The organism is Novosphingobium sp. 11B, assembly GCF_054589055.1.
In genome coordinates this window covers 1-9,318 of sequence record NZ_BAAILP010000120.1, presented here as the reverse complement: position 1 = coordinate 9,318, position 9,318 = coordinate 1, and the positions used below count along the sequence as shown (strand labels likewise).

Genomic DNA, 9,318 nt, shown 5'->3' with positions numbered 1-9,318 from the left:
CGACGCGCTGACGGAGGGGTTCGCCCCCTCCACCACCCGCTACGCGGGCGGTCCCCCTCCCCATCGCTTCGCGACAGGGAGGAGCCTTAAAGAACCTTCGCGAACAGGAACTCCTCGTCCCGCTGCTCGCCGACCATGAAATGAATGTCGGCGACTTTCTCGAACCCGTAGCGCGCGTAGAATTTCTGCGCCCCGGGGTTGTCGGAATAGACCGAGAGCTGGACCTCGCCCGCCCCGAAGGCCGCCGCTTCCGTCAGCGCCCAGTCCATCAGCGCCGCGCCGATGCCCTGCCCGGTCGCCTCGGGCGCGGTGTAGAGTTGCTTGAGTTCGATCACGTTCCCTGACCGCGCATGTTCGGGCCAGCCGCAGGCCATCACCAGCTTGCAATAGCCGAGCAGGTGCCCGTCCCGCTCCGCCAGCATCACCCGCATCGCAGGGTCGGCGATCTCCTTCGCCACCTTGGCCTCGCTGTGCGAACCGGCAAGGAAGTTCGCCAGGTCGTCCGGCACGTAGAGGTGGCCGAACTTGGCGACGAAGCTGTCGGTGCCCAGACGCGCCAGCGCGGCGGCATCGGCGGGGGTGGCGGTACGAAGCTCCATTACAGTTCCTTGGTCATGCAGATCGAAAAATCATCGGAGACGTAGTCCCCGAAAGGCGCGCACTCGACGAAGCCGTGCGCGCGGTAGAGGCCGTGGGCCGGGTGGAACGGCTCGGGCCGCCCGGTCTCGAGGCTGACACGGGCGTAGCCGCGCGCTCTCGCCTCTTCCAGCAGCCTCAGCAGCAGCGCCTTGCCCACGCCCCGGCCGCGATACTCGGGCGCAGCGCGCATCGACTTGAGTTCGCCGTGGCTTTCGGAAAGGTGCTTGATCGCGCCGCAGCCCGCCAGCACATCGCCGTCCCATGCGGAGTAGAACGTGACGTCCGGCTGGCGCAGGCGCGCTGCGGGCATGGCGTGGACGCTCTCGGGCGGGGACCAGCGATGCATCTCGTCGAGGTGGAACTGGAGCAGCGCCAGCACCGCCTCTCCGGTGAGGTCGTCGGGCCTTATGGTGAGGTTCATCGGTCTACTCTGCGTGCTTGTCGGCCTTGCGGCGGCCCATCCGCATGCCCGCTTCCAGCCGCGCCCGCAACTGGGTGTAGTAGTCCGAGAGGAAGCGCCGCTCGGCGCCCCAGCCGTCGTTGCGGCCGATCTTCTCGGCGATGGTCTGGTAGACCGTCTCGACCGCGTCGGTCCGGTCCTCACGCAGTACGCGCTCCAGCGCCTGCAGCTCGAATTCGCCGTAGACCGCCAGTTCGTGATCCTCGAAGCGGAACTGGAAGCGCTCGGCCACCGACGCTTCGGAGGTCGTCATCGCCGCCTCCAGCTTCTGCTTCGGGCGTTCGAGCACCCAGCTTCCCGCGATCACGTCGCCCGCGCGCAGGGCGTCGCGGTTGAACAGCGGGAAGAGCAGGAAGATCGCCAGCCACCCCGCCGCCGCCAGCCAGGCCATGCCGTTGTCTGGCCCCGCCATGGCGATGAGCGGGATCGGCAGAAACATCTCGATATCGCGCAGGAGATTGCGGGCGATCACCATCTCGGCGGTGAGGCGGCCGCCGTCGCGCGCGGCGATGCGGATGCCGGTCATGCGCTTGCCCGGCGTCGCGCCCCTTGGCCCCAGCTCGAAGTAGAGGAAGTAGGCGTTGCGGAACAGGAACATCGCCACGATCCACACGACGATGAGGAACTGCAAGACCTGCGCCCCGGCCCCCTTGCCGTCGACCGCCTGCGCGATCTGCGCCGCGCCGCCAGCGACCTGCATCAGCGCGATCGAGGTGCCGATTATCAGCATGACGATGATAAGAAGGTCGAGGATCAGCGCCCCCACGCGCGCGCCGCGCCCCGCCACGGTGACCGGCAGCGCGATGCCCTCCGGCGTCACGAGCACGCGCTGCTTGCCGACGCGCGCACGGTTGATCCGGCGCTTCATCGCCCGGCCCTCCCGCGATAGGCGAAGAAGTAGGCACTCCACGCCAGCAGCATGAATCCGCCGACCGCGAGGCGCGCGGGCGTCTGGTCGACCAGCTGGCGCGCGAAGCCCTCCAGCAGCGCGGCGACGACGAGCATCAGCACTACGCCCACCATGACCACCGCCGCGCGGCGCCCGGCCTCGGCGGTCGCGGTCAGCACCGGGCGGTTCCCGGGAAAGGCGATCGCGCGCCCGACATGCAGCCCCGCCGCGCCCGAGAGCAGGATCGCGAACAGCTCGGTCGTGCCGTGGATGCTGATCCACCCCGCGAAGTCGAGCAGCAGCCCCGCCTTCCAGTAGACCCACCCCATCGCCCCCAGCCCGGCCAGATTGTGGACCAGCAGCAGCAGCGACGGAATACCGAGCGCAAAACCGAGCGCAAAGGCGAGGATCGAGACTTGCGCATTATTGCTGAACAGTTGGGCAGCGAAAATGCTCATGCCCGTCTTCTCGGTATTGCCGAAGATCGTGCCGCGCAGCGCATCGGCGCTGGCGCCGGGGACGCGCTCGCCCGCCATCTCGCGGCCCATCAGGGCGAAGTACCATTCGGGATCGTGCGAAACGAGCAGCCAGCCGACCACCGCGCCCGCCACCATGACGAGCAGGGCGATCCCGATCTCGAAGCCGATGCCGCGCACCGCCCGGCTCCAGCCGCCGCCGAGGAACCCGCGCAGCCACTCCCACAACGACGAGCGCGGGCCGTAGACCACGAACCACGCCCGCTGCACCAGCGATTCCAGATAGCCCAGCGTCGCCGCGTCGAGCGAAGTCTCGCGCGCGATGGAGAGGCTGGAGGCGACCGTGCGGTACAGGCCCGGCAGCGCCAGCAGGTCCTCGTCCGAGATGCCGCGCAGGCGGCCCTTCTCCATGCGCACGACGATGTTCTCGAGCCGCTGCCAGTCCGCCTCGCGCTCCAGCCGGAAGCGGTCGGAACGCAGCGCGGCGCTTTCGATGGCAGCATTCGATATCGCGTTCATCCGATCGCTCCCGAACGCTTGATGGCAAGGTAGGCATCGATCAGCCGGGTGCCGACCTGCCGCCACGGCGCTTCGATCACATCGACGCCGATCTGCCGCAGCCGCCGGGTGACGAGCGCGCGCTGGCGCAGCAGGCCATCGGCGGCAACCGCCATCGACAGCACTTCCATGTCGTCGGGCTCGGCGGTGGACAGCGTCTCCAGTTCCTCGTCCGCCATCGTCACGAACAGGACGACATGGCGCGACACCAGCCGTCCGATGCTCTCGATCATCAGTTCAGCGCTGGTGGGGTCGGAGAAGTCGGAGAAGATCACGATCAGCGAGCGGCGCTGCAGCCTCCCCGCCAACGTAGCGAGGGCGAGGGTGAAGTTGGGCTCCTCCGTGCGGTACTCCAGCCCCGCCGCCGCGCGCTGGAGGCGGTGGAACTCGCTGCTGGCGGTGACGAAGGGCGTCGCCACCTCGGGCCGCGAAGCGAAGCCGAACAGTGAGACCCGGTCGCCGCCCTTGAGCGCCACGAAGGCCGTCGCCAGCGCCGCCGAGACCGCGCGATCGAGGCGGGGCATCCCGGCGATCGGCTCGCACATCGCCTGCCCGCAGTCGAAGGCGAAGACGATCTGGTTGTTGCGCTCGACCTCGTATTCCTTGGCATAGAGGTGGACGTGACGGGCCGACGATTTCCAGTCGATCCGACGGCGGTCCATGCCGGGCTGGTACTCGGCGAGCGATTCGAACTGCGTGCCCTCGCCCCGGATGCGGCGGGCGAGCAGGCCGTACTGAGCATCCTTGAGGAACGTCTGCAGCGTGGGGGAGCGCACGGCGGCGACGTTGGGCCAGACCCGCACCGTCTCATCCAGAGTCCCCGCCAACTGCCGCGCGCCGAGGCCGAGCGGCCCGGTCCAGCGCAGCCATGCGCGGGTGACCTTGCCCGTGCCGCGACGCGAGGGCGTGAAGGTGCCGGAGCCAAGCCAGCCGCCATCACCGGCGGTGAGCGGAAACACCAGCCGCCCGCCGGGTGCGAGGCGCGGGTCGCACTCCAGCGCCAGTTCCGCGCGCGAGAGGCTGCCGGAGCGCAGCGCGACATCGGCCTCCATCCGGCCCTCGGCGCCGACTTCGACGTCGCCGGGCACCGTAACCCGAAGGTCCGCGACCCGGCCGCCAAGCAGTGCATCGATCACCACCAGCACCAGCACGGCGAGCCCCGCGACCGGCGCGATCACCCACAAGTCCGGGCTCGCCGCCGCGATCACCAGCGCGACCGGGGCGATGGCCGCCAGCGTCACCGCCGCGCGGGTCGTGGGGACGATCGGGGCGAAGGCGAACTTCACCGGATCAGCGCGGCGCTTCGGTCTGCTCGACCAGCTGGGCGACCAGCGCCTCGACCTGCTTGCCCTCGATCTCGGCGGCCGGGCTGAGCAGCAGGCGATGGCGCAGCACCGAAGTCGCCAGTGCCTTCACATCATCGGGCACCACGTAGTCGCGCCCATCGAGCGCGGCGCGGGCGCGGGCGGCACCGGCCAGCAGCACGGCGGCGCGGGGGGAGGCACCGCTCGACAGGTCCGCAGACTCGCGCGTCGCGCGAACGAGGCGCACGATGTAGTCGGTCACGCTGTCCGCCAGCTTCACCGAGGCGACCGCTCGCGTCACCGCTTCCAGCTGTGCGGGGGTGGTCACCGTCGCGATGCCGACCTCGGCGGGTGTCGGCGCACCGCGATTCTCGCCATAGCGCGCGACGATGCGGCGCTCCTCCTCGGCGCGGGGATAATCGACCAGCACCTTGAACAGGAACCGATCGAGCTGCGCCTCGGGCAGCGGGTAGACGCCCTGGCTCTCGATCGGGTTCTGCGTCGCGACCACGGTGAAGTGCGGCGGCAGCGGATGCGCGGTGCCGTCCAGCGTCACGCGGCGCTCCTGCATCGCTTCGAGCAGCGCCGCCTGCGTCTTGGGCGGGGTGCGGTTGATCTCGTCCGCCAGCAGCAGGTCGCAGAAGATCGGGCCGTGCGTCAGGGTGAACTGGCTGGTCTGGAAGTTGAACAGGTTGGAGCCGAGAATGTCGCCCGGCATCAGGTCCGGCGTGAACTGGATGCGCCCGAAGTCCAGCCCCAGCGCCGCCGCGAAGCACTGCGCAAGGAAGGTCTTGGCGGTCCCCGGAGGCCCCTCCAGCAGTACATGGCCGCGCGCCATCAGCGCGATCAGCAAATGCTCGATCGTCTCGGCCTGCCCGATCACGCCCTTGCCCACTTCGGCGCGGATCGCCTGCGCGAGCGCGCCTACTTGTGCGATATCGGGTGCAGTCTCGGTCATCGGGTCAGCGTCCTTTCGAGCGCGTGGAGATCGCGCGCGGCCTTGAGGAGATCGTGCGAACGCCCGGCCGCATGGAGGCGGGCGGCGATCACGGAGAAGGGCTCACCATCAGCCCCGCGCGCGGCAAGCGCCCGGTCGATGGCGGCGTCGGTGTGCTCGGCATCCACGCCGCGCGGCAGGGCCAGCGCCGCGACCAGCCGTTCCCGCGCGCGGTCGGCGTAAGGCGGGCCGAGCAGGTGGAAACGGCGCGTACGGCGCACCAGCCCGGCGGCATTGCTCACCAGCGCGCGCTTGCCGAAGGCGATGGCCCGCTCGGGCACCAGCGGCGGCCCGAAGCGCAGGAACGCGCGCCAGCCCACCGCCACCGCCGCCAGCAACAGGCACAGCGTCGCGGCAAGGAACGGCGGCGTGAAGGCGAGCGTCAGCAGGTTCTGCGCATGGCCGTAGCCGGGCAGGGTCATGTCGAACACGACAGCGCCGCCCGGCCTGACCCCGGTGGCGCGCACCAGAGCCTCGGCCAGCTGCGCGCTCTCGATCCGGGCCATCCCGTAGTTGTCGAGGAGGTCCGGCTCGAACACCATGACCACCGGATAGCGCCCTTCGTCGTAGTCCTCGCCCTCGATATAGTGCTGGCCGTCCTGCGCCATCGCGTCGAGGCCGTCGTAGCGGCCACCGTCGTCCATGAAGCCCGCCAGCACCAGCTTGCCGTCGCGGCTGACGGCAAGCGGCACCAGCCCCTCGCCCTTGCCCGCCTGCACGGTGCCGGTGGGCAGCGTCCCGGAAATCCCGTTGGCCCGCCAGCCCGCCTGCGCTTTCGGCAAGGTCTCGTCGCTCAGCGTCAGTTCGTCGAGGAAGCCCGGCCAGTCCAGCGTGCTTTCGCCGCCGAGGCGCACCCAGCCTTTCTTCGCCTTGTCGCGCTGTTCGCGGATCGGCGGCATCGGCTGCCACTTGGGCGCGATCACCAGCGTCGGCCCGATCGAGCGCCGGGCGCTGACGATCTTGTCGATCTCCTTGCCCTTGATGATCGCGGGCGGGGTAAGCACCAGAAGTCCCGGCCTTTTGAGTGCCGCAGGATTGCGCGTCGCCTCGACCGCGAAGCCGCGCCGTTCGAGGTAGTCGGCCATCGCCGCATAGCCGTTGAGGCCCTTGCCCTCCGCATGCGCCTTGCCGTCGTTGGCGGTGCCCATGCCGATACCGGTGCCGATCATCCACAGCAGCGCCACGAACAGCAGCGCGCCGAGCACCACCATCGCCAGCACCGCCCAGAGCGAGAACGGATTGGCGCCGACTGCTACGCCTTTCGTCTTCACGTTCATGCCCGAAGCTCGACTTGCGCGAACTGCGCATAGGCGGTGCGGGCGGCGGTCCAGTCCTGCGCGTCGAGATCGCGGAGCGCGAAGAGGGCACGCTCGACCCGCCCGGCGATCACGGCGAAGGCGCTGCGGCCGCTCTCGGGCAGCATCGGCAGCACGGCGATCTCGCGCGCGGTGCTGGCGGGATGGAGCCAGTCGGGCCGCGCGTCGGAAATCTGGCGCACGCTGCGCCGGAGCAGCAGATGCGCGGCCTCTCCATAGCGGCCCTGCGCGGCGAGGGTGTCGGCGTCTTCCAAAAGCGCCACCGCCTCGGCCTGCGTCGGAGTCCAGTGGACCTCCTCCAGCTTCGGACGGCGGCTGCGCCAGGCGTCGAGGCTAGGCTCGATCAGCAGGCGCCAGAGGATGAACAGCGCCAGCGCCGCCGCTCCGGCGATGAGAATCCACTGGAACACCGGCCACGACATGCCGAGCAGCTTGCCGATCGGCGTGAAGATCGCCTCCAGCAACCGGCCGAGCGCCTTGAGCCATTCGGGAATGTCGGTGGGGGGAACGGGCTTGGGGTCCGGGAGCGGCGTGAATTGGATGTCCGCCGCGTCGCGCACGGCCTTCCAGTCCCGCGCCGCGTCTGCGGCCGAACCCGCTTCAGTGCCCCCGCCAATCGTCACGCCCGGCACGATTGCATGGCGGGAAGTGCGGCGCAAGCGGTTGAAAGCGTTCGTCGTGTCGGTGAAAGGCCCCCTCCATCAGTCGCTGCGCGACTGCCACCTCCCCATCGCTGCGCGACGGGGAGGAACAGGCAAATCCTCCCCGTTCCGCAGGAATGGGGAGGGGGACCGCCCGCGTAGCGAGTGGTGGAGGGGTCAGCCCCGCTTGCGCGCCTGCTCGTACGTCCCCAGGGGGCGCACGTATTTGCAGTGGAACGCCAGCTCCTGCAGCGCCGAATCAATGCGCGCCTCGCCGGGGGCGCCTTCGATATCGGCGTAGAAAGTCGTCGCCGCGAAGCTGGCGCCGATCTGGTAGCTCTCCAGCTTGGTCATGTTGACGCCGTTGGTCGCGAAACCGCCCAGCGCCTTGTAGAGCGCCGCCGCGATGTTCTTCACCTCGAAGATGAAGGTCGTCATCGCCTGCGTGCCCTTGAGGTCGAACGGGTCGAGCGGCTCGCGCGCCAGCACCACGAAGCGGGTGGTGTTGTCCGAGGCGTCCTCCACCCGGTCCTCGACGATGTCGAGACCGTAGAGTTCGGCCGCCAGCCGGGGTGCGATGGCGCAGGCGTCGGGGTCGCCCTGCTCGCGCACCAGTGCCGCAGCGCCCGCGGTGTCGGCATAGGCCATCGGCACGATGCCCCGCTCGCGCAAGTAATGGCGCGACTGGCCGAGCGCCTGCGGGTGGCTGTAGGCCGCCGAAAACGGGCCTTTCGCGCCGGGCAGCGCCATCAGTGCGTGGCTGATCGGGGTGAAATGCTCGCCCACGATCGACAAGCCGCTTTCGGGCAGCAGGAAGTGGATGTCGGCGACGCGGCCGTGCTGCGAATTCTCGATCGGGATGATCGCGCGGTCGGCCCGCCCCTCCTTCACCGCGTCCAGCGCATCCTCGAACGAGAAGCACGGCAGCGGCAGGCAACCGGCATCGTATTCGAGCGCGGCGCGGTGGCCGTTGCAGCCCGGCGCGCCCTGAAACGCGACGGCGCGCGCGGGCTGTGCCTGGGCGGCGGCTTCCATCTCGGCGACGAGGGCGATGGCGGGCTGGGGATAAGCATGCATGACGTGCGCGCGATTAGGCGGCGTGGCGAACAAGCGCAATGGCCGAATTCCGTATCGGCACTTGCGCTGGATCAAGGCGGACATTAATGCCCGAAGCCAACAGGATGAGTGAATAATCACCGCGGGGCATGCTGAATGGACGATCGTTTCAATACTATCGCCGGTTGGACTCTTTTTTCGGGCATCGTCGGCCTGGGACTGACGATCGCCAGTTCGATGTATTTTCAGGCTGACAAGCATCACGCGCCGGAGACTGCGGGCTATGCCGTCGAAGGTGTGGCCGAGGAAGGCCCGGGCGGCGGCGATCCGCCGATCGCGACGCTTCTCGCCGCCGCCGACGTGGCCAAGGGCGAGGCGACTTTCGCCAAGTGCACCTCGTGCCACACGATCAATGCGGGCGGCGCCAACGGCATCGGCCCGAACCTCCACGGCGTGGTCGGCGAGGCGATCGGCCAGGGCGTCGGCGGCTTCGCATTCTCCGACGCGCTCAAGAGCAAGGGCGGCAACTGGTCGTTCGACAGCCTGAACGACTGGCTCAAGAGCCCCAAGGCCTTCGCGCCCGGCACCAAGATGACCTTCGCCGGTCTGTCCAAGCCGGAAGACCGCGCCAACGTCATCGCCTACCTGAATTCGCAGGGCTCGAACCTGCCGCTGCCGGCCGCAGACGCGGCTCCGGCGGCCGACGCCGCGGCAGCGCCTGCGGCGGGTGAAGCCGCACCGGAAGCGTCCGAAGCGGCGGCGCAATAACCCGATCCGGCCCCTTCAAGGGATCGCCGGTTGAAAACGGTCCGCTAGCGCCGCCGAGTCGCTAGCGGGCCGTTTTCGTCTTTACGAGACAAGTTCGGCGCGACCTTGCAAACAAACCCCGTCATCCCGGCGAAGGCTGGGACCGCTGGCCGCGTAAAACCGTGCCCTCGTCAAGGCGTCCTGACGATGGTTGGCCGTAACAGGCCAGCGGTCC

10 protein-coding genes are annotated in these 9,318 nt (G+C 69.3%); 1 reads left to right on the top strand and 9 read right to left on the bottom strand.

The features are described 5' to 3' along the window. Nucleotides 1-86 precede the first annotated feature (86 nt). The 9 genes from ACYPYD_RS11230 to ACYPYD_RS11190 all read right to left on the bottom strand — a co-directional run bounded on the left by ACYPYD_RS11230 (nt 87) and on the right by ACYPYD_RS11190 (nt 8,357). Entirely contained in the window at nt 87-599 is a 513-nt protein-coding gene (locus tag ACYPYD_RS11230; RefSeq protein WP_069708762.1) for a GNAT family N-acetyltransferase, read from the bottom strand. Then, nucleotides 599-1,060 (bottom strand): GNAT family N-acetyltransferase, encoded by a 462-nt coding sequence (locus tag ACYPYD_RS11225; RefSeq protein WP_211149445.1) that lies wholly within the window; start codon nt 1,058-1,060, stop codon nt 599-601. Before ACYPYD_RS11225 ends, ACYPYD_RS11230 begins: the two co-directional genes overlap by 1 nt. Nucleotides 1,061-1,064: 4 nt before the next feature. Beyond that, the gene (locus ACYPYD_RS11220; protein ID WP_211149444.1) at nt 1,065-1,967 is read right to left on the bottom strand and encodes an RDD family protein; all 903 of its coding nucleotides are present in this window, start codon (nt 1,965-1,967) and stop codon (nt 1,065-1,067) included. Continuing rightward, nucleotides 1,964-2,983: a stage II sporulation protein M gene (locus ACYPYD_RS11215; RefSeq protein ID WP_069708760.1), complete on the bottom strand. Its 1,020-nt coding sequence runs from the start codon at nt 2,981-2,983 to the stop codon at nt 1,964-1,966. The genes ACYPYD_RS11220 and ACYPYD_RS11215 overlap by 4 nt, the downstream gene beginning before the upstream one ends. Continuing rightward, the gene (locus tag ACYPYD_RS11210) at nt 2,980-4,308 is read right to left on the bottom strand and encodes a DUF58 domain-containing protein (RefSeq protein WP_459663186.1); all 1,329 of its coding nucleotides are present in this window, start codon (nt 4,306-4,308) and stop codon (nt 2,980-2,982) included. The genes ACYPYD_RS11215 and ACYPYD_RS11210 overlap by 4 nt, the downstream gene beginning before the upstream one ends. Before the next feature lie 4 nt (nt 4,309-4,312). Continuing rightward, a complete protein-coding gene (locus ACYPYD_RS11205; protein ID WP_459663184.1) occupies nt 4,313-5,284 on the bottom strand; it encodes an AAA family ATPase in 972 nt (323 codons plus the stop codon). Then, nucleotides 5,281-6,600: a DUF4350 domain-containing protein gene (locus ACYPYD_RS11200; RefSeq protein ID WP_459663182.1), complete on the bottom strand. Its 1,320-nt coding sequence runs from the start codon at nt 6,598-6,600 to the stop codon at nt 5,281-5,283. Before ACYPYD_RS11200 ends, ACYPYD_RS11205 begins: the two co-directional genes overlap by 4 nt. Further along, nucleotides 6,597-7,262 (bottom strand): hypothetical protein, encoded by a 666-nt coding sequence (locus tag ACYPYD_RS11195; protein WP_459663180.1) that lies wholly within the window; start codon nt 7,260-7,262, stop codon nt 6,597-6,599. The genes ACYPYD_RS11200 and ACYPYD_RS11195 overlap by 4 nt, the downstream gene beginning before the upstream one ends. 195 nt (nt 7,263-7,457) lie before the next feature. After that, entirely contained in the window at nt 7,458-8,357 is a 900-nt protein-coding gene (locus ACYPYD_RS11190; RefSeq protein ID WP_008832975.1) for a prephenate dehydratase, read from the bottom strand. A 135-nt stretch (nt 8,358-8,492) separates the two neighbouring features. On the opposite strand from ACYPYD_RS11190, the gene ACYPYD_RS11185 reads away from it, so the two are divergent. Beyond that, nucleotides 8,493-9,104 (top strand): c-type cytochrome, encoded by a 612-nt coding sequence (locus tag ACYPYD_RS11185; protein WP_008832976.1) that lies wholly within the window; start codon nt 8,493-8,495, stop codon nt 9,102-9,104. The last annotated feature ends 214 nt before the right edge of the window (nt 9,105-9,318 follow it).

Coding starts and splice junctions, on each gene's coding strand:
- ACYPYD_RS11190 (WP_008832975.1), bottom strand. CDS start 8,357: ATGCATGCTTATCCCCAGCCCGCCATCGCCCTCGTCGCCGAGATGGAA.
- ACYPYD_RS11230 (WP_069708762.1), bottom strand. CDS start 599: ATGGAGCTTCGTACCGCCACCCCCGCCGATGCCGCCGCGCTGGCGCGT.
- ACYPYD_RS11200 (WP_459663182.1), bottom strand. CDS start 6,600: ATGAACGTGAAGACGAAAGGCGTAGCAGTCGGCGCCAATCCGTTCTCG.
- ACYPYD_RS11225 (WP_211149445.1), bottom strand. CDS start 1,060: ATGAACCTCACCATAAGGCCCGACGACCTCACCGGAGAGGCGGTGCTG.
- ACYPYD_RS11185 (WP_008832976.1), top strand. CDS start 8,493: ATGGACGATCGTTTCAATACTATCGCCGGTTGGACTCTTTTTTCGGGC.
- ACYPYD_RS11215 (WP_069708760.1), bottom strand. CDS start 2,983: ATGAACGCGATATCGAATGCTGCCATCGAAAGCGCCGCGCTGCGTTCC.
- ACYPYD_RS11205 (WP_459663184.1), bottom strand. CDS start 5,284: ATGACCGAGACTGCACCCGATATCGCACAAGTAGGCGCGCTCGCGCAG.
- ACYPYD_RS11220 (WP_211149444.1), bottom strand. CDS start 1,967: ATGAAGCGCCGGATCAACCGTGCGCGCGTCGGCAAGCAGCGCGTGCTC.